This is a genomic window from Nostoc sp. (genome assembly GCF_036917815.1).
GTDB lineage: Bacteria > Cyanobacteriota > Cyanobacteriia > Cyanobacteriales > Nostocaceae > Nostoc.
The window spans coordinates 241,469-266,760 of the sequence record NZ_JBALEK010000035.1 but is presented as its reverse complement, the minus strand read 5'-3'; the positions used below and the strand labels follow the sequence as shown (position 1 = coordinate 266,760).

General features: G+C 43.4%; 22 protein-coding genes and 1 pseudogene. 9 read left to right on the top strand and 14 right to left on the bottom strand.

Features of this window, described 5'->3' with window-relative positions:
• Positions 1 to 50: 50 nt before the first annotated feature.
• From V7K97_RS09775 to cobU, 5 genes are all read right to left on the bottom strand, one after another.
• On the bottom strand, positions 51 to 1,196 hold the full coding sequence (locus tag V7K97_RS09775) for a SpoIID/LytB domain-containing protein (protein WP_334800687.1): 1,146 nt from the start codon (positions 1,194 to 1,196) through the stop codon (positions 51 to 53).
• Positions 1,197 to 1,413: 217 nt separating this feature from the next.
• Complete coding sequence (locus V7K97_RS09770) at positions 1,414 to 3,627, bottom strand: GumC family protein (RefSeq protein WP_334800686.1); 2,214 nt, start codon at positions 3,625 to 3,627, stop codon at positions 1,414 to 1,416.
• 656 nt (positions 3,628 to 4,283) lie between these two features.
• Positions 4,284 to 5,243, bottom strand: coding sequence for a ribonuclease Z (locus tag V7K97_RS09765; protein WP_334800685.1), 960 nt, complete (start codon positions 5,241 to 5,243; stop codon positions 4,284 to 4,286).
• Between the two features lie 523 nt (positions 5,244 to 5,766).
• Positions 5,767 to 6,186, bottom strand: coding sequence for a hypothetical protein (locus tag V7K97_RS09760; RefSeq protein WP_334800684.1), 420 nt, complete (start codon positions 6,184 to 6,186; stop codon positions 5,767 to 5,769).
• A gap of 107 nt (positions 6,187 to 6,293) precedes the next feature.
• Positions 6,294 to 6,869, bottom strand: a complete 576-nt coding sequence (gene cobU, locus V7K97_RS09755; RefSeq protein WP_334800683.1) for a bifunctional adenosylcobinamide kinase/adenosylcobinamide-phosphate guanylyltransferase — start codon at positions 6,867 to 6,869, stop codon at positions 6,294 to 6,296.
• 381 nt (positions 6,870 to 7,250) lie between these two features.
• Between cobU and V7K97_RS09750 the strand changes: the two genes are divergently transcribed.
• From V7K97_RS09750 to V7K97_RS09730, 5 genes are all read left to right on the top strand, one after another.
• Positions 7,251 to 8,078 carry a hypothetical protein gene (locus V7K97_RS09750; protein ID WP_334800682.1) on the top strand — a complete coding sequence of 276 codons (828 nt, stop codon included), beginning with the start codon at positions 7,251 to 7,253 and terminating at the stop codon, positions 8,076 to 8,078.
• A gap of 151 nt (positions 8,079 to 8,229) precedes the next feature.
• Complete coding sequence (locus V7K97_RS09745; RefSeq protein WP_334800680.1) at positions 8,230 to 9,162, top strand: glycosyltransferase family 2 protein; 933 nt, start codon at positions 8,230 to 8,232, stop codon at positions 9,160 to 9,162.
• Positions 9,163 to 9,308: 146 nt separating this feature from the next.
• Positions 9,309 to 10,265 (top strand): glycosyltransferase family 2 protein, encoded by a 957-nt coding sequence (locus V7K97_RS09740; RefSeq protein WP_334800679.1) that lies wholly within the window; start codon positions 9,309 to 9,311, stop codon positions 10,263 to 10,265.
• Positions 10,266 to 10,336: 71 nt separating this feature from the next.
• On the top strand, positions 10,337 to 10,921 hold the full coding sequence (gene hpsU, locus V7K97_RS09735; RefSeq protein WP_334800678.1) for a hormogonium polysaccharide biosynthesis acetyltransferase HpsU: 585 nt from the start codon (positions 10,337 to 10,339) through the stop codon (positions 10,919 to 10,921).
• Between the two features lie 91 nt (positions 10,922 to 11,012).
• Complete coding sequence (locus tag V7K97_RS09730; protein WP_334800677.1) at positions 11,013 to 11,489, top strand: hypothetical protein; 477 nt, start codon at positions 11,013 to 11,015, stop codon at positions 11,487 to 11,489.
• 243 nt (positions 11,490 to 11,732) lie between these two features.
• On the opposite strand, the gene V7K97_RS09725 is transcribed toward V7K97_RS09730, so the two are convergent.
• From V7K97_RS09725 to V7K97_RS09690, 8 genes and pseudogenes are all read right to left on the bottom strand, one after another.
• On the bottom strand, positions 11,733 to 12,131 hold the full coding sequence (locus tag V7K97_RS09725; RefSeq protein WP_334800675.1) for a nuclear transport factor 2 family protein: 399 nt from the start codon (positions 12,129 to 12,131) through the stop codon (positions 11,733 to 11,735).
• 85 nt (positions 12,132 to 12,216) lie between these two features.
• Positions 12,217 to 12,465: pseudogene (locus V7K97_RS09720) on the bottom strand (zinc-binding dehydrogenase); the annotation flags it as partial.
• A gap of 14 nt (positions 12,466 to 12,479) precedes the next feature.
• Positions 12,480 to 12,779, bottom strand: a complete 300-nt coding sequence (locus V7K97_RS09715; RefSeq protein ID WP_334800673.1) for a protealysin inhibitor emfourin — start codon at positions 12,777 to 12,779, stop codon at positions 12,480 to 12,482.
• Between the two features lie 186 nt (positions 12,780 to 12,965).
• Positions 12,966 to 14,045, bottom strand: a complete 1,080-nt coding sequence (locus V7K97_RS09710; RefSeq protein WP_334800671.1) for a M4 family metallopeptidase — start codon at positions 14,043 to 14,045, stop codon at positions 12,966 to 12,968.
• Positions 14,046 to 14,425: 380 nt separating this feature from the next.
• Positions 14,426 to 15,142 (bottom strand): class I SAM-dependent methyltransferase, encoded by a 717-nt coding sequence (locus tag V7K97_RS09705; RefSeq protein WP_334800669.1) that lies wholly within the window; start codon positions 15,140 to 15,142, stop codon positions 14,426 to 14,428.
• 195 nt (positions 15,143 to 15,337) lie between these two features.
• Positions 15,338 to 15,658, bottom strand: a complete 321-nt coding sequence (locus V7K97_RS09700) for a hypothetical protein (RefSeq protein ID WP_442936924.1) — start codon at positions 15,656 to 15,658, stop codon at positions 15,338 to 15,340.
• Positions 15,659 to 15,785: 127 nt separating this feature from the next.
• The gene (locus tag V7K97_RS09695; RefSeq protein WP_334800668.1) at positions 15,786 to 16,031 is read right to left on the bottom strand and encodes a hypothetical protein; all 246 of its coding nucleotides are present in this window, start codon (positions 16,029 to 16,031) and stop codon (positions 15,786 to 15,788) included.
• A gap of 248 nt (positions 16,032 to 16,279) precedes the next feature.
• Positions 16,280 to 18,550, bottom strand: coding sequence for a RelA/SpoT family protein (locus V7K97_RS09690; RefSeq protein ID WP_334800667.1), 2,271 nt, complete (start codon positions 18,548 to 18,550; stop codon positions 16,280 to 16,282).
• 309 nt (positions 18,551 to 18,859) lie between these two features.
• On the opposite strand from V7K97_RS09690, the gene patD reads away from it, so the two are divergent.
• Positions 18,860 to 19,213 carry a heterocyst frequency control protein PatD gene (patD, locus tag V7K97_RS09685; protein WP_334800666.1) on the top strand — a complete coding sequence of 118 codons (354 nt, stop codon included), beginning with the start codon at positions 18,860 to 18,862 and terminating at the stop codon, positions 19,211 to 19,213.
• A 457-nt stretch (positions 19,214 to 19,670) separates the two neighbouring features.
• On the opposite strand, the gene V7K97_RS09680 is transcribed toward patD, so the two are convergent.
• Positions 19,671 to 20,261: a TetR/AcrR family transcriptional regulator gene (locus V7K97_RS09680; protein WP_334800664.1), complete on the bottom strand. Its 591-nt coding sequence runs from the start codon at positions 20,259 to 20,261 to the stop codon at positions 19,671 to 19,673.
• Between the two features lie 288 nt (positions 20,262 to 20,549).
• On the opposite strand from V7K97_RS09680, the gene V7K97_RS09675 reads away from it, so the two are divergent.
• The 3 genes from V7K97_RS09675 to V7K97_RS09665 all read left to right on the top strand — a co-directional run bounded on the left by V7K97_RS09675 (position 20,550) and on the right by V7K97_RS09665 (position 25,167).
• A complete protein-coding gene (locus V7K97_RS09675; RefSeq protein WP_334800663.1) occupies positions 20,550 to 22,139 on the top strand; it encodes a DHA2 family efflux MFS transporter permease subunit in 1,590 nt (529 codons plus the stop codon).
• A 994-nt stretch (positions 22,140 to 23,133) separates the two neighbouring features.
• Positions 23,134 to 23,859: a phosphoadenosine phosphosulfate reductase gene (gene cysH, locus V7K97_RS09670; protein WP_334800662.1), complete on the top strand. Its 726-nt coding sequence runs from the start codon at positions 23,134 to 23,136 to the stop codon at positions 23,857 to 23,859.
• Positions 23,860 to 23,913: 54 nt separating this feature from the next.
• Entirely contained in the window at positions 23,914 to 25,167 is a 1,254-nt protein-coding gene (locus V7K97_RS09665; protein ID WP_334800661.1) for an exonuclease SbcCD subunit D, read from the top strand.
• Positions 25,168 to 25,292: the final 125 nt, after the last annotated feature.

Below are 25,292 nucleotides of genomic sequence, written 5' to 3'. Positions count from 1 at the left end.
AGGGGGACAAGGGAAATATCAATGCCCAATGCCCAATGCCCAATCCCTGATTACTTCGCCTGAATTGGTGTTAGGGCTACACCTTGATAATAATGACCCAAAATTTGCAGGTGGTTCACTCCTTGCCGAGCCAGATTGTACGCTCCCCACTGACTCATACCTAAAGCATGACCGTAGCCCAGCCCTTGCAGTACAAAACTACCATCGGCTCCCTTGGTGACGGTAAAGCGGGTACTTTTTAACTTGAGGGCTGTTCGCACTTCCTCGCCCTGTAGCACTTTTGTACCCCTGTTGCCGACAATTTTCAGGACTTTAACACTGCGGAAAGGTGAGTATGTCTCTGGAATCATATCCTTGACATTGCCCACCTCAGGAAATTTAGCGCTAATTTCACTGGGCGAGAAGGTTTTCACCCAATTACACTCGCTGATATTTTGATCGTAGTCTTGAACAGCCCGGAGGTAAGGCTCGTTGCTTCCCCAAACATCTTCCACGTTTTCGGTGTGTCCCCCAGAACAGGCATGAAAAACTGAGAGAATAATCTGGTTTTTGTAAGTTAGTACCTGCCCTAGTGTGGAATCCACTGCGGCGTAAGTAGAAGGAGCTTCACTGATGACACCTTTGTAAATTTGCCAACGATCGGGGGTATTGCCTAAATCATAAACGGGATTATTCCGTTGTTTTTCACGTTCGTAGAGGGCATAAGTACGGGCTGCGATCGCCTGAGCTTTCAGCGCCTCTTGGGGCCAGCTAGCATCCATTTCGCCACCGAGAACGCTGTAGAGATACTCTTGGTCATCAACCCAATTAACAGCCGTTAAGCCTTTATCTGTGGGTACAACTAGAGTTCTACCCCGATACCAGCGATCGCCAATATAAACGAATCCTTTACCAGTTGGCTCAATCCAAAATAAACCAGACTGCCATTTATCTAAAGCCACTCCACCAGGAACGGCTTGAGCATAATATGCACTCATCGCTGGCAACTGTCCGAGAGTCCGGCCAGTACTATCCTTGACAATCCCAGTGGTGGAACTGCCCACTTTTACCTGATTAACGCCCCTCTCAATTGCCACACGCAGAATTACAGACGCTTGGGCTGGGGCAACCAAAGCTATCCACAAAAGGATACTTACCCACCAATAACGTACTTTAATCTGGGAAAATAAAGAGCCTAAGTAAAGTTGGAATTTCATGCTGATCATCTAATCACACTAGTATCTAATTGACGCTCTGAACTATGGCGTCTACTACTTTAAGATGAGACACTTCTCCAACGCAGGAGGTTGCCACCTCCTACTAATTATGCATTTTGCTTTAGCTATCAGGTAGAAATCAGATAAAGGTAGTAAGAGGCACGGGGAAAATTCCTCTTTGCCTTTCCAATGCCCAATACCTCCTTCCTCCTTCGCTCTACGATGCCAATACCTTTTGAGAATTGCTCACTTCATTAGCGATAATTCCAATTAAATTCAACTTACTCAAAATTTCTGTAGCTTGAGTCAGTTCAGTCCGCGTCACTTTACCCATGCGCTCTACCATCACAATCCCATTGCAAAAAGATGCCACAATCCTGGCATCAACTGTACCTAAAATAGCTGGAGCATCTATCAGTACTAAGTCATAACTTTGCTCAAATAACTCTATTAGTTCTTTCATCCGTTCCGAACTGAGTAACTTCACCGTGTCTTCTGGTTCCGGACCAGCAGTCAAAATATCAATTGAAGGGTGAATGGGCTGGATGTAATCTTGAAAATGAGTAGTCGTCTCATCAACTAATAACAGAGATAGTCCCCAATCATTGGATAGTTCCAGGATTTTGTGCAGGCTAGGATTATGCAAATTAGCATCAATAACTAATACTCGTCGATGCATCCGAGTAGCACTAGCCACAAGCCCTAATATTAAGGTTGTCTTCCCTTCTCCTGGTAGTGCTGAAGTAAACATCAGCGACTTGAAAGGCAAGGGATATTTTAAGATTTGAATATTTTGGTAGATCATGTCCAAGGTTTCATGGACGGGCAAATTAATAGTGACTTCTATTACAGAGTTATCTGAACTTCGCCGCCCATTCCAAGGCAGTCCCAGTCGCCGCTTTTTGACATCACGCGATGGTAGTTTTGGGACTGATCCCAGTATACGTAGGTTCGTCAGTTTCTTTAAATCTTCCGCACAATAAATAGCGTCATTAAATTTTTCCAAAATCAGGGCTGCTAAGATACCTAAAATCGGCCCAATTACGGCTCCTCCAACCAAAAGGAATAATCTGTTGTTCCCCATAAAAGTACCCAGAGTAGGTTCTGTCAAAACTTGCCAGTTATATCCTTCCTGAGCAATTTTTAGTCCCAAGGACTGTTGTGCCTGGAGCAATTGTTCAAGGGTTTTATGACTAGTTTCTACCTTTGGTAGCAGACGGTTGTACTCTGCTATTAAGCTTGGGTATTTGTTTACTTCAGAGCGCAGTCGCTGCTCTGACTCGGCTAGATTCTTTTCATTAGCAGTTAGTCCTAAGACGGTTGTCTGCACCAGAATAAACTCGTCTACTAGCGTGGGATCAACCCCTAGCATTTGCCCTTTTAATAGCGGTTGTCCCTCACTGCTACTAGTAATAGCTTTCACCTCTTCTCGTAATAACGAAAGTTGATTTTGGCGTTGCTGTTTTAGCTTTTGTACTGATGGGTAGTCGTCTGTATAGCGCAGCCGCTCTTTCGCCAAAGCCAGTTCCGTCTTTTGAATTTCACTCAATAAGGCTTGGTAGCGGCTTGACTGATTTAAACGAGAAGAAATTAGTGTATTCTGGTGGGATGAAGATGCTATTTGTTGCTCTAGGTTATCGTAGCGAGCGTTTGCATCTTGAAGGTTTGCACGAGTGGTTTGTAGCTGTTGTTGAATATCGGCTAGAGATTCTAGCAAGATTTTACTTTGAACTTCGGGATCGAGAAATTTATGTTTCTTGCGAAACTGCTCCAAATTTTTATCAGCTTTACTCACCTCTTTTTTGATCTCAGGTAGGCGAGCATTTACAAAAGCCAGTCCCTGATTAAGACGTTCTTTTTGTTGCTGTTTATTGTAGTTTTGATAGACTTTTTCTAGAGCTTGAAGTACTCTTTGTGCTTTCACTGGATCGTCATCATTAAAAGAAACTTCAAATACTTGATTAAGAACTTTATTAGCTCCTATGTCTCCCTTTTCTGGAGTCACTACTAGAGGTGCTTTTTTGCTCTGTTCTTTTTGACCATTGATATCTTCTAAGGTAATATTAGGATAATCAGGACGAAGTAAATCTAAGGCTTTCTGGAGCAGCTTAGAACTCCGCATGAGTTTCATCTGAGTAGTGTCATCAATAACTTGAGAATTGGAATCAGTAACCTGAGTATCTGCCCCGACTGGGATATTATTTGACTGTGCCCCTTCCGATAAATTGGAACTCACCAATATCTGCATATTGCTCTGGTAAGTAGGTTTGGTAATGATAGCCAGGAGGCTAGCAGCTGACATAACTACACAGGAAACTCCCAAGATCAGAAAGCGTCGGCGAAGCAAAATAGTAGATAGTTGTCTGATGTCAACTACGCCTTGTGCTGAAGTAGTAACCTGTTGCTCTTGATTCAGACTAGTCTTAGCCACTATCAAACTCCTCTAATATCGAAATACTATATTTATTTGGAAGATTTATGAGAACTGGGAAATGATTTTTCTACACCTAATAGCTACAACAACATACTTAATTATTCTTCCAACGATGACAAACTCATTTGGCACAATATTATGCCAACTGGCGCTTTCATGTTCATGAATTCATGCATATAAATTCTTAATCAGTGTTGGAAGAATAAATTTTTCATAAATATTTTATTTAAAGAATAAAAATCTTGACGGAAAATTAATTATTTTTCCTAAGTATTTTAGTAAAAAATTCTCTGGTTCACAATATTACTGTATACTCATGTTATTTTAATGACTTGTAATCTAAGAAACACACTGGGGAAAATATTTAAACCATACTATAGGACTACTATTTGATTTTTAAAAAGATACGTAGGGGAGCCAGTGCGTTGCAGAGGTTCCCTGCGTCGAATGATTTAGGACTGCTATAGAGCCTGGTTAATTTTAGATTTTAGATTAGGGACTGACAAGAAATCAATTATCCATCTTGTGGGGTGGGCATCCTGCCCGCCCTGAATATAGGACGAGTGCGGACACCCATCCCACAAGAAAATTTGGGATGTTTTTTATTTGTCAGTCCCTTAGAAGGGTTCAATAGGAAATCTAAAATCCAAAATCTAAACGCCTACCTTAGTTAACTCTACTTCCCGTCGTCTAGGTACTTCATGAATCATGAAATCGTAGGCCATATCAGTACGGGGAAAAATAGCACGGGCTTCCTTGAGAAGATCCTTCAACTCCAAGGTATTTCCGGGAGCATAGCGGGGACTAAAATGACTCATAATCAGCCGACGCGCCCCAGCAGCTAAAGCGGTTTGCGCTGCCATTGTGGTTGTAGAATGCAATCGCTGAAAAGCCATATCTGCATCTTGATGGGCAAAGGTGGCTTCGTGAATTAATACATCTGCATCATGAGCTAATTCCACTGCACCATCACAATAAATTGTGTCTGTACAATAGGCAATCTTTCGACCAATTTCTGTCGGTCCGCATAATTGAGTGCCATCAATCACCCGTCCGTCGTCAAGGGTAACAGTTTCACCGCGCTTGAGTTGACCGTAAATCCGACCAGGAGGAATTTGCAACTCCTTGGCTTTTTCCACATCAAAGCGTCCTGTGCGGTCTTTTTCGGCTATGCGGTAGCCGAAAGCTGTAATCCGGTGATGCAAATTACCGCAGCTAACGGTGAAGTCCTCGTCTTCATAAATTACCCCTGGACGGATGGCGTGAACTTTGATCGGGTAAGAAAAGTGTGTGTAGGAGTAGCGTGAGGCGGATTGAATGTAATCATTTAAGCCAGGTGGCCCATAGATATCAATTCGTTCCACATTGCCAGCCAAGCCGCAAGTAGCAAGAAGTCCCATCAACCCAAAGATGTGATCGCCGTGCATGTGGGTGATAAAAATTCGGGAAAGTTGACTCATTTTGAGTTCACTCCGCATTATTTGATGCTGAGTACCTTCGCCACAGTCAAATAACCACAGTTCTGCCCTTTGGGGTAATCTCAGGGCGACGCTGGAAACATTGCGCGATCGCGTGGGTACACCGGAACTCGTCCCTAAGAATGTTATCTGCACAGTGTTCTTTAGTCTTCCTATTGCTCAATTTGCAGCTCTATTTTCTATAGTGGCACGGTTAATGAGTAAAATACTTAGGATTTTGGGGATTGGGGACTTGTACTGAGCGTTCGCGTAGCGTCTCGTAGAGAAGCCGTTGGCGCAGCCTCTCGCAGAGAAGTATTGGGGATTGGGGATTGGGGATTAGACATCTCCGAAAAAGATTTAGATACCACAAATTTGCACCCAGACCTAACCCCCCTTCCCCCCTTCCCTACGAGGGAAGGGGGGTTTTAAAGCCTCGCGACCTTTCGGGGAGAGGTTTGGAGAGGGGTCTTTTTTCTTTTCTGGAGATGTCTATTGGGGATTGGGGATTGGGGATTAGGGATTGGGGATTGGGATAGTTAATAACCAATAATTATTTTTACCCTAGCTGGTATGGACATAGAAAAATACTGTGGTGGGACTAAAAGCCGCTACAGGAAAAATTAAAATAATCAAATAATTTAGAAAAAACTGTCAGATTTACAAATTGATTGTTTGTTTATGCAATATTATCTACAAGCCGATCGCGAATTGTTTTGAGTTGGTCTTGAGTCTTAATTGGCTCTCGCGGTGCTGGTAATTCAGTATTTGGCCAGTTAGGTAAATCGTTACAGGGACATAACAACGCTGGCATACCGACGTTTCGCGCGGCTACTGGCATACTGCAACGGCCACAAGGTAGCAGATCCCATGCTGGTGTCAATAGTTCAGCAATGGTTTCATGAGTACCCTCTAGGTAACAGTCACCTGAATCTGGTGAGATAATTTTCTGCCAGCATTCTTCAAATTCTTCACTATAGCGATCGCCATTTACCACCGACTGGGGCAAAAAACTTGCCTTACCGTTGCCCGTAATCACTTTCTTACCCAACTGAAACCAGTAGGCAAGGTATCCTCTAACTTCTTGTTTGGTTGCCATAAGACAATTTGAGATTTGAGATTTGAGATTTTGGTGAGGCAGCGCGGTCTTGGGGGTTTCCCCCATGAGTGACTGCCGAACCCGGAGGGATGAATTTGAATCAACAGTTAAGAATCTTGACTTCTGAATGTTCCAGCATCTTCTCTGTTTGGTAATGGCGAACCAAGGATGCTGAGATTGAGAACATGACCACCAGTAACTAAATAAACAGTTTCGCTGAGTGTACTTAGCTGGCGCACTAAAGAACCCAGGCGATCGCGGAATGTCCTCCCCAGGGGATAAGCTGGGATCACACCCCAACCCACCTCTTCTGCGACAAACAACATATCAGCAGCAACCAGTTCCACCGTCTCTAACAACTCTGTAACGATGTTTTCCCAGCTAGATTCATCCTGTTCCAGGAGATTAGCAACCCAAGTTCCTAAAGAATCAACTAAAAGGCAGGTATGGGGTTTGGCATCGGCCAGGGTAGCAGACAGTTCCACAGGTACAGGTAAAGTTACCCAATCTTCGGGACGACGTTTTTGGTGTTTTAAAATGCGTTGATGCCACTCTTGGTCATCTGGGTTATCGGTGGCTGTTGCTACGTAAACAACCTGTTTTCCTGACTGCATAGCCAGAGTTTCCGCCCATTCACTTTTACCAGATCGTGCTGGACCTGTTACTAAGATGATTTTACCCAAAGTTGTTTCCTGAGTATTTTAACAATATGCCTATGGTTACAATTTATCACCGCAGTTTTTTACTTCATGGGTGAGATTTTTGGTTTCAAATAACTTTTAAGGGATAAAATTAGCACCAGCATCATTTCATTGATGCCCCAACAACCCCACTCTCAATTATTCAACAGGTCGCGTCCAGGATTCCCCGACTTCGGCCAAGCTTGTTGGGGAATCCTTGGCGCTCCGGGACTGGGTAGTGGGTACTGCTGGGGACTGGGTAAGAAAATATGAGTAAGATTTGGTTAAGGTCTGAATCGCCATCTAAATCTTCCCAGTCCCTAGTCCCCAATCCCCAGTCCCTAGTTCAATACCACTGGGGACAGCAAACTTTAGGATGTCTTTATGAACGCAGGCTTAAAACGCATTGAAGCAACTCTACACGATTTAGGGAATCGCGGCACTGCCTCTGCCGCCGAAACAGGTGATTCGACGACAAAACGGCCTTTCTCTTTTAGAATCAGTGTTGGAGCCAACGAACCCACAGAAAGTACAGAAACTCCATCCTCTCAGAATGGGGAACTCAATACACAAGGACAAACAGTTGACCTCAGTGTAGATACTGAAAGTGATTATTCTCATGAACAAAATTTCTTTCCTCACCATGACTCTGTGCAAACCTTTCAAGCAGAAGAGAATGGTAGTAGAACACCCAGCCTACCCAAGTTGAAAACTCCGAGCTTTAGCAGCCATCGCCACGGTGCAAATCCAGCATTGGCGATGAATCTATTGCAAGAAATTCAGGAAACTGTCGCAGGTTGGCAAATAGAACTGCAAAATATTTTGAAGCAAATTCAGGATATTTACTTAGAAGGTCCAATTGTCAATGGCTGGTTAGAATCCAATCCCCAAGAACCAGAACCGGGAGGAACAGCCACACTGCGCCATGCAGAAGTTGACCGCCTGATGAACTACGTAGAAGAAATTTGCGCGAGTGGTGGGAAAGTATCTTATCAATCATCGATTACTGGCTACCGCCTCTGTGGTGTAGACGATGCTGGTAAAGTCTGGTCGCGTCCATGTCCAGCAGATCAGGTTCCCAATGTTAGCATGGCGATCGCTCGTTACCAAAAGTTACGTCAACTGTTAGGGCGCAAGCAATCCTTGGAAACCCGCCTTAGTCAACTAGCCCAAACCCTTGTAGTTTTACACAGTCATATTCAACAAACGTAAAGTTTTAAAGATTATTTCCGAAGAAACTCGGTTGGTGGGTCAGTAACTTTTGGTTTAGATTAGCTCTCAGCAGCTGTGCGTTGGATTTAAGATTTTAATCTAAAATCGTTCGACTGAGCCTAGCCGAAGTCCCAAATCCAAAATTAAATCTATGCCAGACACCCAAATCTCTGCCATCATCTGTACTCACAATCGAGATACCTATTTAGGGGCTGCAATTGATAGTCTTTTAGCCCAGGATTTTGCTGCTGACTTTGAAATTATCGTAATTGATAATGGATCTAGCGATCGCACTCGTGAAGTCGTAGAACAAAGGAGCCACAATCAGCGCCTGAAGTACGTCTTTGAACCCACCATTGGCTTATCTGTCGCCCGCAACACCGGGGCAAAGGTAGCGAGTGGTGATATTCTGGCTTATCTGGATGATGATGCCGTTGCCTGCGAGGGCTGGCTACAAGTTTTATATTTTGCCTATTACAATAACTCTAAGCTAGCGATCGCAGGTGGCAAAGTCACTCTTTTGTGGCCTCCAGGAATCCAACCCCCACGGTGGCTATCTCCAGGGCTAGCTGCAAATCTGGGTGCATACGATTTGGGTGACAGTAACATCTACATTGAGCAACCTGGCTCAACACCCAGAGGCTTAAATTACTCCATCCGCCGCAGTTTCCTAGAAGAAATTGGTGGTTTTGATCCTCATCTTGGTCGAGTGGGGAAAAATTTGTTATCAAATGAAGAACTGCAAATGACCGAATTTGCTCTACAGCGTGGTTGGCAAGTTGCTTATCTTCCCGAAGCACTAGTCGCTCACAATGTAGCCCCAGAACGCCTCCAACGCTCCTGGTTTTTAAACCGAGGCTGGTGGCAGGGTATCAGTGAATGCTATCGAGAACAACTCGCTGGTAAAGCTGGAATCGCTCAATTGCAGCGAGGTAGCGAACGGTTTGTGCGCGGATTGTATAAAGCATTGCAATATTTCTCTGATCCAGCAGAACGGTTTGACAAACTTGTTTATGCTTACGGTCAGATTGGTTACTTAAATGCTGCTATTCAGGGTCTTTTATCTACATCAAATAAGAAATAAAGAAGAATGGGGAATTCAGAATGCTTTCCCGTTGCAAATTCAACCACCACCTGATTGTAGACCTTCAAATCTACGATTTGGAAATGGTTTAAAATCGGCAATCATATCCAGTCCATTCTAATTCCTAACTCCTAACTCCTAAATATATGTCATCTAAAATACCAGTTTCAGTACTAATTCCCGCAAAAAATGAACAAGTAAATTTGCCTGCGTGCCTCGCTAGCCTCAGCAGAGCAGATGAAATATTTGTAGTAGATTCTGAAAGTACCGACAAAAGCATTGAAATTGCCAAAGACCACGGTGTAAATGTCGTGCAATTCAACTTCAATGGACGCTGGCCAAAAAAGAAAAATTGGTCTTTAGATAATCTACCTTTTCGCAACGAATGGGTACTAATTGTAGATTGCGATGAGCGCATTACCCCCGAACTTTGGGAAGAAATTGACCAAGCAATTCAAAACAAAGAATATACAGGTTATTATCTCAACCGCCGGGTATTTTTCTTGGGAAAATGGATTCGCTATGGTGGTAAATATCCCGATTGGAATCTACGTTTATTTCAGCATCAAAAAGGTCGCTACGAAAATCTAAATACAGAAGATATTCCCAATACTGGTGATAACGAAGTTCACGAACATGTGATTTTGCAGGGGGAAGTTGGGTATCTCAAAAATGATATGCTCCACGAAGACTTCCGTGACCTTTACCACTGGTTAGAACGGCATAACCGTTATTCCAACTGGGAAGCCAGGGTTTACTTTAATATTCTTACAGGTAAAAGTGATAGCGGTACTATTGGCGCTAATCTATTTGGTGATGCAGTGCAACGCAAGCGCTTTTTGAAAAAAGTGTGGGTACACCTGCCATTTAAACCCCTTTTGCGGTTCGTGTTGTTTTATATAATTCAACGCGGTTTTTTGGATGGCAAAGCAGGATATATTTATGCCCGGTTATTGAGTCAATATGAATATCAAATTGGCGTTAAACTTTACGAATTACGCAACTGTGGTGGTCACTTAAATACTGCAACTACCCCGAAAGAGGGAGTCGGGGAGCAGGGAAGCAGAGGAGCAGAGGTAAAGCTATTGACCATTGATTCATAACTCCTATAGAAACGCGATTAATCGCGTTTCGTACTCCTGACTAATGACCAATGACCAATGACTAATGACCCATGACTAATGACCAACCTTTTGTAGATTTACGTAAATATGACCAATCTTGGTTTCACCGGGGTCGTCCAAGTTGGTATGTTTTATTATGGTGGCTTGTACAAGCGATCGCCTTTCCTCTCACTCCTCAACCGTTAAATATTCTACGTTGCGCTCTACTACGACTATTTGGCGCTCGTATCGGTAAGGGCGTATTAATTCGACCCACCGCCCGCTTCACCTACCCTTGGAAAGTCACTATTGGCAACTACAGTTGGATTGGAGATAACGTAGTTTTATACAGCCTCGATCAAATCAGCATCGGTGAACACTGTGTAATTTCCCAAAAAAGTTACCTGTGTACTGGTAGTCATGATATCCAAGACCCTGCCTTTGGGTTGAAAACAGCGAGTATCATTATTGAGAATGGTGCATGGGTAGCAGCAGATTGTTTTATTGGACCGGGAGTGCAAATTGGCGCTAATGCTGTCATTGGCGCTCGTAGTACTGTTTTTACTAATATGCCCTCTGGCCAGGTTTGTTGGGGAAGCCCCTGTCGTCCCAAAACAGTTCGGATAAAATTTGATACCTCAGTCATTAGTCATTAGTCATTAGTCATTAGTGAATGCTCAATGCCCAAGCAAAATGGTAAGTAGCAATGATAGTATATTTTCATGGCTGCTCTAATCCTTGCTATTGATGAACAAAATATTGGATGAAACGCTGTCAATCAAAGCTGCTGAACGCATAAACAGCAGGGCTAGCACTCCCTTTGATAATGCTTACAAAGCAGCATTGTCCACTGAGGGGGCAAGATATATTCAGGGATTTTTAGCTTTTGTCGGGAAGCCATACAGACCGATTGAACACAGTTGGATTGAGCTAGGCGATGCCCCCGATGTCCGCATTATCGATCCCACATTACCGCACCTGAACAAAAATCCCGAAGAACTCTGGTATTTTGCAGCCCAAAGGCTGACGGTTAAAAAACTCAAAGCCATCATTGAAGAATCCAAAGAAGATTATCCAGAAGATGAACCATTGCCAATCTATGGCGATCCACCTTATGAATATTACGGTGATGTAATGTTGGGTGGTCAAGACTATTTGGCAGCATATCAAGCAGCAGAGGCTAAATGCAGAGAAATAAACGAACTCAACCCTGAGAGAAATTAACAAAAGTTAATTAAGTAATTCGTAATTGCGAATTATATCATGTCCGCATAACATAATTAGTTATGATTCCCACAGTCATTGCACCCCACACGCCAGATGCTCCACTTGGGGAGACCCCAAGACCGCACTGGCTCCCCTTAATCCCCTCCCCGCTCTTCGGGAGGGGAGACAGAGCGTAGCTTTGGCGGGGTGGGGTTCTTCAGGTTTGATAAGTAATCAAGCGGACATGATATTACAAATTATTTAATACGATTTTCCATCACTGCCAAAGTATTCTCTATAACCACAGATTTTGTCTCCACGCACGTCAAAGGAAACTGCTACCCGATTTTTGTAAGGCTGTCCAAACAAAGGTCCTTCATCTCGAAACTCAAAGACAGCCGTCGTTTCATTGCTAGTAACATGGTCTAGACTAGTCAAGTTCAAACCAGGACTGAAGGATTCAAAAACGTACTCGAAAAATTCTCTAGCTCGCTCTTTTCCCACATTTAAACCGTGGAATTTACCCATTGGAAACCAAAGGGTAAAATCTTCTGTGAGCATATCTAATAATGCTTCCCACTTTCCAGTTGCCATCCCATGCGTCAGATTCTCAAATGCCTGTCGAGCAACTTTTAAAGTATTTTCTGAATCTTGTGTCATTCTCACCCCCGACTGAATATAAACTAACTAATACTGTGTTATGTGAAGTACTCCGGCTTGCTTCGCTGAAGCCGGAGCTTCAAAGATAATGAGGCATGAGAAAGCCTCTTACAGAAGCAGCTTTCCAAAATAGCTGGTGGTAAAGGCGTGGTTGTGTAATTTTTTCTATATTATTTACGTATTCGGAGATAAAACCAACTACTACCAAACGTCCCCGCACTGCCAAGTTTTCAACGCAGGTATCAAATACGGTTTTACCTACACAGTCGAAAATTAAATTAATCCCATTGGGGTATTCTTGCTTGAGGACTTGATTGAGATTTTCAGTGTGATAATATTACAAGCAAATTACTTTTTCTGTGCTACAGTTTGTAGCCATTCAATCAGGGGTCTTAAGGTTCCTGGCAATGCTGACTCACTAACAGTCACCGTATGCTGCTTACCGTTATCTTCTACTGTTAATTTATATTGAAAGCGATCGCTCTCTTGATTTAGCGAAGTAATTAGTTCCGGTAGCCTAAATAAATCAGCAACTTCCACGAGTCGGGGAAGTGTCGCAGCTTCATGTGGCGGGAGAGTTTCTGTATCAACGGTTGTCTTCTTGCTGATTCCAGCAAAGCCGCCTGTGCGTTCAAATGATACTCGCATTATTTTTGCTCTCCGTTGTGTTATTCAGTTGGGGTAAATACAAAGATTGGGAGATGATAGTTCTCAGCTCCCACTTTAGCAACAACAAACAACAGATTTATCAGTCCTGAGTACTGACTATTTACAGACGCGATTAATCGCGTCTCTACTCCTACCTCCTGTACAGACGCGATTAATCGCGTCTCTCTAAACAACCCCGACCTTTTGCCAAGCATTCTGCACAGCTTTTTGCTCATTACTGCCATTACCATAGAGTTCGCCAGCAATTTGAATGGTGACGCTGGCAGCTTTTTTAAAATCTGCTTTGGCAGACAAGCGATCGCGTAAAGCTATGTACCAAATTTTACCAACTGTTTCCCAAGCATAGCCACCAATCTCAACAGCCGCTAGATAAAAGGCATAGTTAGGGATTCCTGAGTTGATATGTACCCCACCATTATCATCAGTACCAGTATATTTATCTTTTACATGACATGGTTGGGGATCTTTACCCAATATTGGATCATTGTATGCTGTTCCTGGTGCTTTCATGGAGCGGAGGGCAACACCTTTGATAGTCGGTACCAAAAGACCTTGACCAATCAGCCAGTCTGCTTCTTGTGCAGTCTGATTTTTGGCCTTTTGTTTCACTAAAGAACCGAAGACATCAGAAAACGACTCATTCAGTGCCCCTGGTTCGCCATAATATTGTAAACCAGCTTGATACTGGGTTACACCATGAGTTAGCTCATGCCCAATCACATCAATTGACTTTGTGAAGCGTTGAAACAGTTCGCCATCGCCATCACCATAAACCATTTGGTCGCCGTTCCAAAAGGCATTGTCATATTTAACGCCATAATGCACAGTTGAGTCTAAACGCAGTCCTTTATCATCAACGGAATTGCGATCAAATATCTCATGAAACAAGTCATAAGTAGCACCAGCCGCATCGTAGGCTTCATTCACTGCGGGATCACTGCTCGGAGGTCCACCTTCACCACGCACCAGGGTACCAGGGAGTTGCTGTCCATTTTTGGCATCGTAGATGGTGCGGCGCTTTTCACCGGGAGAAGGCGCAAAAGAGATATTACCTACAATATTTCTCCGTCCCTGAAATTGTGCCGAAATGTTTAGTGTATGAAAAGCCCAAGTACGCTGCTGGGGATTGCCATTTACCACGACATTTTTAAGTATATGCGGTGGGATAATACAACAAATAGGGCATCTAGAGTCTAGGGATCGCTCATGCTTGAACCCAGATGATTTCTTTTTATTTCGAGCCATCCAAGATATTCTCCTTTTGAAACTAAGTGATGGCAAATAAGGGAGCAGGAAAACGAATCCAAACCGCGTGTCCCTGGTTTGTTTTCTGAAAAGATTTTCTACTCTGTATTTTCGGATAAATCTGTGGAGGATGGGTAATACTCTCACGGGGTACTTCTGATGTGGAAATATTGCATAAAAACACAAAGCAAGCTTAATTACCATAAATTTCAGCCAAAACCCTTGCGTGAGTTAGCAATACCTCCTTTACAGACCTAATGCGTTTACATATTAGTTCTTATCAAAAGAAATAATGTTATTTATTACTGTTTTGTTACTATCAGGCTGCTAATCCGATAAATACCCATTGGAGACGGGCGAATATCCAAAATCTAAAATTTTCACAGCCAGCCACCAAACACCGCCAGACCATAATATTTCCAAGGTACTGCAACTGTTTTAAATCCAGCTTTGCTCAACATTTGTAAATGAGCATCTAAACAAGCTAGCTGGTCTTGACTAGAGTAACCTTGGGTGGTGCTGTTACCACGTTTAGCGCTAATCTCTGTCAAATTAATTCCCTGTTGAACTAACCACTCCTCCCGTGCTGCCTTGTAAACTTCTGCTAAAGCTGGTGATTCTGGTAAAGTAGGATCTGCATTCCAAAAACAGCCGTATTGAGTGAGGCTAGCAGCAATTCGCTCAAATAACTTTAATTTCATCTCATCTTCAAGATGGTGAATTGCTAAGGATGAGACACAAGCATCAAATCCATTGACAATATCGAACTTCTCTGGATTATTTGCCCAGGTGCCAAAATCTGCTTCTATACCAGTCCAGCGTTGTTGATATCCAGATGCAGTGATTTTATCTTGGGCAAATTGCACCATTCGAGGTGAGTAATCTAGAGCAATGACTTGAGCATCTGGACACCGATTGAGTATCTTGAGACTAAGTTCGCCTGTACCACAGCCTAATTCTAAAATCCGCTGACTTGTGGAAGGTAGACAACGGGCAATTACCTCCAGCATCTCATCGTATCGCGGTAACACTTGACGAATACCATTGTCAAAATCAGCAGTATTGGCGAATACCTCACCAGGAAATACATTTTGCATGGGGATTGTAACTAATAGACACACTAATCAATAGAATAGCACTAATATCAGCCCAAAGGTCTGTGTAGCCTCGTTCCCAGCCTCCAGGCTGGGAATGTATTCCGAGAGGTTCTACCTCTGATCAAGCCCCTGGAGGTGGCAGCCCTCCCAGATGATTTCTTGTCCACTCTGAATTAAAACTGCTGTTTGGGAATCTTAAAACAGAATATTACTATCTGGGTAGCCTTTTATGAGTTTTTTGCTAATTTCTTGGTCTAAATTGTCATATTCATCCTTGCTTTCCCAATAGCCCCAATCCAAACGCAAAGCATCTTTAACAGTACCATCTGGATAAACAAGTTTGCCGCTAGGTGTTTTATAATCTAGTTCGGGAATAAGTCTAAATTCTCTAGGTTTGCAATATTCATTGACTAAGTTTTGAAATGCAACCCGAATCGATGTTTCTTTACGTGAACCGCCATATTGAATAATTCTTTCTACTTCTGTGTGATATTGACTAACCAGAAGTTTGGACATACTTTATCAAACTTTTATAAATTTACGCCAAGGGAGAACTAAGGGGAGCATCCCAATTTTCAGTAAGTAAACCAAAAAGTTTTTAAGAGAAGAGTGATGGCTACGCCCGCAGCCGACATTGCCACAATCACAAGCCACTCCCCCCATTGCGATCGCGCAGTATCCGCAAAATTTCATTTACATCGATTTGCAGATTGTCTAATTGATTGCTATGTCGGGCTTGTGTGTTTTCTACTCGTTCTAATCGATCAAGAATTTGTACCACTGCGTACTGTGTTGTACCTACTACACCAATTTGTGTTTTGAGACTGTTTACCTCAACAGTGAGGCTGTCCAGGCGTGAGTAAATATCTTGGATTTGTGCTTCTGTCACACTGATTTCTCCTGATTATGTTCTTTAGGTGGCAATTCACCACGCTCTTTTGCTTCTCTTATAGCTTTGCACATTTGGGATGCTCCCGAAGCAAGTGGCGTTTGAGGAAGGAAACCCAACATTTTGCGGGGTTTGTTGGGTTTCGCTCCGCCCAACCCAACCTACGAATATTCTTAACGGAGCAGTGTTCGTTCGACTCCTAAATTGGTGCGTTAGACTGCGTTAACGCACCCTACTAATTAGGACACCTACTCGTCAATTTGACCAACGCGGCGGATATTCAAAATGTCGCTCATTTTTTTTATTTGGACGAACACTTGCTCTAATTGAGAGCGATCGCGTATATCTATTCCTAAGTCCATTAATGCTGGTTGACCAATAGAGGTTTTCACCTGGGCATGGCGGACATTTATCCCTTGGTCACTCAACCGTGACAAAATATCCTTTAGCACCCCTACGCGGTCAAGGGCTTCAATTTGAACATCCACTGGGTACGTATGCGGACGACCACTATTTTCGGCACCTGGGTTCCATCTAACTGGTACTAAGCGCTCATACTCCACACACTCCAGATTATTGCAGCCTTGGCGATGAATCGAAATCCCCCTACCTCGCGTCACTACACCAATAATCGGTTCGCCAGGAATCGGGGTACAACACCCAGCTAAATAATACACCAACCCTTCCACCCCAAAAATTGGCGAATCAGTTGAGCGCGAAGTAGTTGGAGGTACATCTCGCAAAGCTTTTGATGTACTTGGTTCTTTGGGGATAAATGGCGACACAGTAGAAGGTGGTTGTTGTCCCTTCGCTACTTCTCGCCAACGATTTAACACTAGGTTCAAGGTAACTTCACCGTAACCCAAACCAGCAAGTAAATCTTCCACGCTGTGATAGTTGCACTTTTCGGCGACAGTCTCCATTGCATCCGACTTTAGCAGACTATCAAAACCAGTTTTACCAAGTTCCTTTTCTAACAATTCCCGGCCACGGGCGACATTTTCTTCCCGGCGCGATCGCTTGTACCATTGTTTTATTCGATATTTTGCCGCCGAAGTTCTGACAAAGTTCAACCAATCTAAACTCGGATGGCAGTTCTTTTGGGTGAGAACTTCTACAATATCGCCATTTTGCAGCCGCGTTGAGAGTGGCACCATTCGCCCATTCACCCGCGCCCCTGAACAATGGTTCCCCACTTCGGTATGAATGCGATAACCAAAATCTACAGTTGTAGCACCAGGACTTAAAGGAACAACATCCCCCTTAGGAGTGAAGACATAGACATCATCTTCAAATAGATTATCTTTTACACTGTCAAGATATTCTTGTGCATCCTTGAGATCAGTTTGCCATTCCAGCAGCTGCCGCAGCCAAGTAAACTTGTCATCTGTCCCTGTCAAATGGCTAATACTAGAACCACCTGTTTCTTTGTACTTCCAATGGGCGGCAATCCCATACTCGGCGATATGATGCATTTCGATTGTCCGAATTTGCACCTCTAAAGGACGACCAGTTAAGCCAATTACCCCAGTGTGCAACGACTGGTAACGGTTAGGCTTTGGTAGTCCAATATAGTCCTTAAATCTCCCAGGAATTGGGCGAAAAGCATCATGAACCACCGCCAACGCCCGATAGCAATCCTGATTGGTTTGAACAATAATTCGCAGCGCCGCCAAATCGTAAATTTCATGAAATTCCTTTTGCTGCCGATGCATTTTTTGATAAATGCTATAAAGGTGCTTGGGACGACCACTGATATCTTGAAAGTGGATGCCGGTTTGCTGCAAACGTTCTCGCAAAATGTCTGTAGCTTTGGCTAATTTCTCTTCTCGCGCCGTCCGTTTTTCAGAAACGTACTCCTGCATTTGGCGAAAAGCTTCCGGTTCCAAATACTTAAAAGCCAAATCTTCCAGTTCCCATTTAATCCGCCAAATCCCCAAGCGATTGGCTAAGGGCGCGAAAATATCTCGCGTTTCTTGGGCACTGCGGCGGCGGCTGGCCTCTGACATATATTGTAAAGTTCGCATATTATGCAAACGATCTGCCAATTTCACCACAATGACTCGAATATCTTGCGCCATTGCCAAAAACATCCGCCGGAAATTTTCGGCTTGGCTTTCGGTTTTGCTGGTGAAATTAATTTTAGAAAGCTTGGTGACACCTTCGACCAATTGCCGCACTTCTGGGCCAAAGCGTTCTTCTATTTCTTGACTTGTAACTTCTGTATCTTCAACTACATCATGGAGAAATCCAGCTGCTATCATAGCAGCACTGCCTCCCAAGTCACGCAGCAAGTCGGCTACAGCGATGGGATGAGCAATGTATGCTTCTCCCGATTTGCGGTATTGACCTTGATGGAGTTGGTAAGCAAATTCAAATGCTCGACCAATTAAGACTGTATCGCTATGTCTTCGGTCATCTTCAGCTACACCGCTACTTGTCGATGCCTCCTTCAAACATTTTTTTAACCATTCGGGAATGGCAAGATCAACTGATGAATTTATAGCTAGACTGCTCATACAATTGGGTTTGGATAGGATCGGTAGATAAGTGAAAGATAAATAGAACTGACAGCATCACCCTGAAAAGATGCTGTCGCCCAGAGAAGGGGAGAAAAAGCAGTGTGAGGATGATTCTCCAATTGCTGGTGGTAGTCATCCAGTTTGAAGCTCCGAGAATCAGAGAAAAAGAAGATCCATTGATGGCAAACAAAGCCTCAAACCAGAATTTGAGGCTTTTAATGGTGATAAGTCTTTAAGAAAGTTTATTGTAGAAGAAAAATTACTTGACATTAATCTTGACATTAATACTATCTTAACTAGCACTGGATGTCTTTAAACCGTGAGAAATATGTGGTATTCGTAACCTTGTTAGAGCAATTACGCTCCGATGCCACTACTACCCAAATGGTTCCGCCCTTACTGCGAGAGCGTGTAGCCTCGTTGCAGCAATTTTTTGGGCAACAGATTGTGCCTTTGGCTGATGAAAACTGGCGAGTGCAGTCTTATCAAACGGAGATGAGCAAGCAATTGCGCCTGTTGGAAATAGATGTGATGTTTTTCCAGGGAGCGCGGCAAGCATCTACTGTACAAAGGAGACTTCAAACGATTAGCGATCGCTTGACAACCCTCATTCAATACTGTGATGCCATTCTGCAACCAGAAGCGGAAGGAGAAAAATAACAATTGTCCACCTTTTTCTCTAATTCCTCCATCATCTCATTTATGAACTATAATGGAAAGCTATTTTGATAACAAGTTGGAATTGGGGAGTGGGGAATAGGGAGTAGGGAATGGGGGAAGAATTCTTATAACTCCAAACTCCTATAGCGTTTATTAATCAGATGAGGTACATCATAGCCCCCTCTCGAAGAGCGGGGAGGGGGTTGGGGGTGGGGTTCTTGTACCTCACAAGGGCCGAGAACCGCTATAACTCACATCTTGCACCTAGCCCTAGCGATTAGAAATCGCGGCTATACAAACTTTCGTCCACCTCCGTGGACTAAGAGGAAATCAAGGGTTTTTAACCCACGGAGGCGGTCACTGAGCTTGTCGAAGTGTGGGTTTTGCCTGTGTAGCCGCGACTTCCAGTCGCCTGGTGCAAGATATAAGCTAACTCCTAACTCCTAACTCCTAACTCCTAACTCCCAATACCTTTGAGCAAAAGATTCATGGTGCGGCGCATATACGCTTCTACTGGCTCGGTGATGGGTTTAAAAATAAGTGCGTAGTACAGTGACCCACTTAAAAGGTCGATAATTAGCTCAATGTCGGCATCCTTGTGAATTTCACTTCTAGACTTGGCACGCTTAAGTACTTTAGACAAGGCTTCACGTCGAAGTTTGGTATATTTTGTCCAGTAAACCTCGGCAAACTGAGGATTACTAGACGCTGTACTAATTATCAGGGCGAGTGTCTGACGACCAAGGGGACTATCTATTTTTTTGGCGGCATTATTGATCAAGATATCCATGTCTCCCCAAAAGCTACCTGTGTCGGGGATCGGTAATTCTTCCCTCAAACTTTCTATCGCATCTGCAACTAGTTCTTCTTTGGAAGTGTAACGCCGATAGATGGTCGTTTTACCAACTCCAGCACGGGAAGCGATCGCTTCTATACTCATGCTTTCATATCCTACCTCTGCAAGCAAATCCAAAGTCGCTTGCAGAATAGCTTGGTCGGCCTGGATGCTGCGTGGCCGTCCAGAGGGTGCGTTAATTTGCTTACTCATAAAAATATCATCCCCAAGCAATATCTTAATTGGCAATTTGCTTTCATCTTTGGGCATAGAACATCGCATCTGGGAAACAAATCAGCCCGATAACTCAATTCTCATACATGAAAACAGCAGGAGTAACTATCTATCTGTAGCATAGGTATTTTTGCCACTTTTCATGGAAAACTCTCTTGACCGTTTTTATATGATACGCTACCGTAGCGTATATATACAATACTTAATTTTAGCTTTGGACAACCAAGGCATTGCTTGACATCTCCCAAATATTACTTGTGCTAAATAATGGCTACCAACATTAAACCTTCTAGTCTTGACCAATTTGGTTATGTCCAAGGCCCATTGAAGTGGGCGATCGCTTTTACGGCTTCTCTTGGTGCAATCTTAGAAGTAATTGATACTAGTATTGTTAACGTAGCTCTGACAGATATTCAAGCTAGTTTGGGTGCGACTATCAGTGAAGTGGGCTGGGTAGTTAGCGGATATGCGATCGCTAACGTCGTCTTAATTCCCTTATCTGCATGGTTGGGAGATTACTTTGGGCGTAAAACCTACTTTATCTTCTCACTGATTGGTTTTACGATTTCCTCTGTTTTATGTGGGCTATCCTTCAATCTGCCGATGTTGATCGTGGCTCGAATTCTCCAAGGTTTATGCGGTGGCGGGTTGCTAGCGAAAGCCCAGGCGATTTTGTTCGAGACTTTTCCCCCAGCTGAACAAGGTTTGGCTCAAGCAGTTTTTGGTGTGGGTGTGATAGCTGGGCCAGCAATTGGCCCAACCTTAGGAGGATTCTTAGTAGATGGTTTAGGCTGGCGCTGGATTTTCTTTGTCAACATTCCCTTTGGGATCATTGCAGTAGCGATGTCTTTGGCGTTTTTGCCAAAGAATAAGGATAAGGGCGATACAAGAAACCAAGCTGTTGATTGGTGGGGAATTGGGTTTTTAATTGTGGCTGTGGGTAGCATACAAACTGTATTAGAAGAAGGGGAGACAGATGATTGGTTTTCCTCCAGTTTCATCGTCTCTCTAACTATTCTCGGTATTATGGGCTTGGGGTTGTTTATTTGGCGAGAACTGAAAACAGATCACCCAGCTGTGGATTTAAGAGTTTTGCGTCACCGTTCTTTAGCTGCGGGAAGCGTTCTCTCAGCAGTGGTGGGTATGGGGCTTTATGGCGCACTCTTTGCTGTGCCGATCTTTGCTCAGAGCGTCCTGCAATTTACAGCAACACAAACAGGACTATTGCTAGCACCTGGGGCTTTAGCATCTGCCATCGGGATGGTTTTATTAGGCAAACTAACTAGTGTAGTTGATGCCCGATTTTTAATTGCGATCGGCGCTGTCGGCTCATCTGGAGTCATGTTTCAATTAGCAGCAATTACCCCACAAAGCGGGACAGAGGATTTATTTTGGCCATTGGTATGGCGCGGAGCTTTTACTGTATTTATGTTTCTCCCTTTGAGTTTGGCAGTTTTAGGGCCGCTACCCAAAAAAGATATTTCTGCCGGTTCTGGTTTCTACAACCTGACTCGACAACTAGGTGGCAGTATCGGCATTGCCCTACTTACTACTCTGCTTGACCGCAGACAGACTTTTCATCGAGACATCCTGTTATCAAAACTTAGCCCTTATGATCCAGAAACCAATCAGCGTCTCGACTTGCTCAATGGGGCACTTCAAAGCCAAGGCATGGATGCGGCAACAGCGCAACAACAAGCACTAGCTTTATTAAGTCAAACAGTAGACACTCAGGCTGCTGTTTTATCTTACGCAGATTGCTTTCGAGTCGTAGGCATAGGGTTCCTTTGCTCATTACCTCTATTATTATTCTTGGGCAAAGGCGGTGCAGGAGTAAAAGCGCCAGTCGGTCACTAGTGGTCTGTCAAGAACTAATTGACGAATAAATTTTCTGTAGAGACGGCGATTTATCGCGTCTCTCTAACCGTCAAAATGAATTTGACAGACCACTAGAGCGTCGGTCAAGTTTAAAGTAAGCAAGGTTCGTAGTAAGGACTAAAGTCCTTATTTTCTAAGCACTGAAATCCTTAGGGACTTGCGTGAAAATAAAGTACCAGTAAACCGAGTTTCGACTGCGCTCAACTCTCGACGGCTGAGGGTTGAGCGCAGCGATGCACTGAGCGTAGTCGAAGTGTCGAAACCCGGTTGGTTGGGACACTATTAACCCGCAGATCCCTTACTACAAACTCTTCATTACTAGCGTAAGATTTATAGCGATCGCCTCCCTATTTGAATTTCTCTGATGGCAAAACTACGTAAAAACACCTCTTAAAAATTATTCTCTGCCGAAAGTTACAGAAGAGGCTTAATATGCACTGATATATGTGCATCAGAAAAGTAAAAGCCCCGCTCAGTTTTGAGCCGGGCTATGTGAAGTTTTATTGCTAAAATTAGAAATCTTGATCTTAGAAAAAGTTCATGATTGTAATAATCCCAACGCTGGTTAAAATCATCAAAGCGCCCATAATCATAGATTGTCCTAAAGCATTGGGTAATTTTGAATCGTTCATTTAAGTAAAATCCTTTTTGTTAATAGTTCCTTAACCATATCAAAATCAGTATAAATATCTATAAAAGCACTGTAAAACTTAAATTCCCGTAAAATTTCTTAATAAATACTGTAATTTATACTTATGTATTATTTTTGACTCAATATTAAAAATAGAACAATGCCCCATACTTCTCTTCTTAGGCTGCGCCAACGACTGCGCTCAGTACAAGTGCCCAATGCCCATACCATAATGTAGTAATTTCCGAACAAAATGATTACCTTATATCCGAGCGGAATACGCGCCTTTATGGGATAAGATCAGTATTAATCAAGGTAAAAATATTTGAATAGAAGATTATCATGACAGTATCCACGGCATCTAGAAACCAAGCGATCGCTTTTGACTTAGAGCAACTAAATGAGCAATTTGAAACTGCCACTCCTAAAGACATCCTGGCATGGTCTATAGAAAATATCCCAACGGAACTGGTGCAAACAAGCGCCTTTAACGTGGATGACATGATAATTACTCATATTCTTTACAGTGAACTGAAGCATCCCGTTCCTGTAATCTTTCTCGACACCTTGCACCACTTTGCCGAAAGCCTAGAATTGGTTGCCAAAGCCAAAGAAATCTACAACCTGGATTTGCAAACCTTCAAAACTCCAGATGTAGACACCCGCGAAGCCTTTGAAGCGAAATATGGCGATAAACTCTGGGACAAGGATATTGCCCAATTCCATCACATTACAAAAATTGAACCACTGCTACGGGGTCTAGACGAACTCAACAGCATCGCTTGGATTACCGGACGCCGCCGTGACCAAGCAGTAACCCGTGCAAATATGCCCATATTTGAATTTGATGGTAAAGGTCGGCTGAAAGTAAATCCTATAGCTACCTGGACACGCCAAGACAGTTGGGTTTACGTAGCTGAACATGGAGTCATCTACAACCCTCTACACGATAAAGGTTATCCCAGCATCGGCGACGAACCCATTACCACCAAAGTAGGCGAAGGCGAAGACGAACGCGCCGGACGCTGGCGGGGAAGTGATAAAACAGAATGTGGAATTCATATTTAGTCATTGCTCATTAGTCATTTGTCATTAGTATTAGACAAAGGACAAAGGACAAATATGATTAAAATCCTCCATCTCTCCGACATCCACATGGGAAGCGGCTTCTCCCACGGACGAATTAATCCCGCAACTGGATTAAATACACGATTGGAGGATTTTGTCAATACACTATCTAAATGTATTGACCGAGCGATCGCAGATACTGTAGATATGGTGATATTTGGTGGTGATGCTTTCCCGGATGCAACACCACCGCCTTATGTACAACAAGCTTTTGCTAGCCAATTTCGCCGTCTGATGGATGCTAATATTCCCACAGTGCTGTTGGTGGGGAACCATGACCAACATTCGCAAGGACAGGGAGGAGCGAGTTTAAATATTTACCGCACCTTGGGAGTACCAGGATTTGTTGTGGGTGATACATTAACTACGCACTGCATTCAAACCCGCAACGGCAAAGTCCAAGTAATTACCCTCCCTTGGTTGACCCGTTCGACTCTGATGACTCGCCAAGAGACTGAAGGTTTATCTTTGGCGGAAGTTAACCAACTATTAACGGAACGTCTGCGAGTTGTTATAGAAGGGGAAATTCGTCGTCTTGACCCCGATGTGCCAACTGTTCTTTTAGCTCACTTGATGGCTGACAATGCTACCTTGGGCGCAGAACGCTTTTTGGCAGTAGGTAAAGGCTTTACTCTACCTCTATCTTTGCTGACACGACCTTGTTTTGATTATGTAGCATTGGGACACGTCCACCGCCACCAAAATCTGAATAAATCCAACAACCCGCCGGTAATTTATCCAGGGAGTATTGAGCGGGTAGATTTTAGTGAAGAAAAAGAAGACAAAGGCTATGTGATGCTGGAACTGGAACGGGGAAGCGCTGAATGGGAATTTTGTCCCTTAACAGTTCGGACTTTCCGCACCATTGAGGTGGATATATCGAAAGCAGATGATCCGCAAGGGGTGTTAATGAAGGCGATCGCCAAGTATGATATTGAAGATGCTGTAGTGCGGCTAATTTACAAACTCCGCTCTGAACAAATGGATTTAATTGACAGTTCCTCTCTACATACTGCTTTAAATCTTGCTCACACCTATACCATTCAAGCAGAATTAGTAAGTCAATTAGCCAGACCCCGCATTCCTGAATTGAGCGCAAGTAGCAGCATCGACCCAATGGAAGCGTTGAAAACTTACTTAAACAATCGTGAAGACCTCAAAGACATAGCAGCATCAATGATGGATGCAGCCCAGAAATTGCTAACAAATGATGTGGAAGTTTGGCTAGAAGCAGCAACTAATGAATAGGATAAGGGAACTCCAAGAAATAAATTATCCAATTTCACTCCTTCAAAACGGCTTTTTCTCCCCCTGCCCCCTGCCTTAAAAGCGATGGGATATTTATTTATCTGGAAGTCCCTAAAGCCAATTCA

Coding starts and splice junctions, on each gene's coding strand:
- V7K97_RS09665 (WP_334800661.1), top strand. CDS start 23,914: ATGATTAAAATCCTCCATCTCTCCGACATCCACATGGGAAGCGGCTTC.
- hpsU (WP_334800678.1), top strand. CDS start 10,337: ATGACTAATGACCAACCTTTTGTAGATTTACGTAAATATGACCAATCT.
- V7K97_RS09760 (WP_334800684.1), bottom strand. CDS start 6,186: ATGGCAACCAAACAAGAAGTTAGAGGATACCTTGCCTACTGGTTTCAG.
- V7K97_RS09725 (WP_334800675.1), bottom strand. CDS start 12,131: ATGACACAAGATTCAGAAAATACTTTAAAAGTTGCTCGACAGGCATTT.
- V7K97_RS09710 (WP_334800671.1), bottom strand. CDS start 14,045: ATGGCTCGAAATAAAAAGAAATCATCTGGGTTCAAGCATGAGCGATCC.
- V7K97_RS09700 (WP_442936924.1), bottom strand. CDS start 15,658: ATGTCCAAACTTCTGGTTAGTCAATATCACACAGAAGTAGAAAGAATT.
- patD (WP_334800666.1), top strand. CDS start 18,860: ATGTCTTTAAACCGTGAGAAATATGTGGTATTCGTAACCTTGTTAGAG.
- V7K97_RS09705 (WP_334800669.1), bottom strand. CDS start 15,142: ATGCAAAATGTATTTCCTGGTGAGGTATTCGCCAATACTGCTGATTTT.
- V7K97_RS09740 (WP_334800679.1), top strand. CDS start 9,309: ATGTCATCTAAAATACCAGTTTCAGTACTAATTCCCGCAAAAAATGAA.
- cysH (WP_334800662.1), top strand. CDS start 23,134: ATGACAGTATCCACGGCATCTAGAAACCAAGCGATCGCTTTTGACTTA.
- V7K97_RS09730 (WP_334800677.1), top strand. CDS start 11,013: ATGAACAAAATATTGGATGAAACGCTGTCAATCAAAGCTGCTGAACGC.
- V7K97_RS09690 (WP_334800667.1), bottom strand. CDS start 18,550: ATGAGCAGTCTAGCTATAAATTCATCAGTTGATCTTGCCATTCCCGAA.
- V7K97_RS09775 (WP_334800687.1), bottom strand. CDS start 1,196: ATGAAATTCCAACTTTACTTAGGCTCTTTATTTTCCCAGATTAAAGTA.
- V7K97_RS09680 (WP_334800664.1), bottom strand. CDS start 20,261: ATGAGTAAGCAAATTAACGCACCCTCTGGACGGCCACGCAGCATCCAG.
- V7K97_RS09750 (WP_334800682.1), top strand. CDS start 7,251: ATGAACGCAGGCTTAAAACGCATTGAAGCAACTCTACACGATTTAGGG.
- V7K97_RS09745 (WP_334800680.1), top strand. CDS start 8,230: ATGCCAGACACCCAAATCTCTGCCATCATCTGTACTCACAATCGAGAT.
- V7K97_RS09715 (WP_334800673.1), bottom strand. CDS start 12,779: ATGCGAGTATCATTTGAACGCACAGGCGGCTTTGCTGGAATCAGCAAG.
- V7K97_RS09675 (WP_334800663.1), top strand. CDS start 20,550: ATGGCTACCAACATTAAACCTTCTAGTCTTGACCAATTTGGTTATGTC.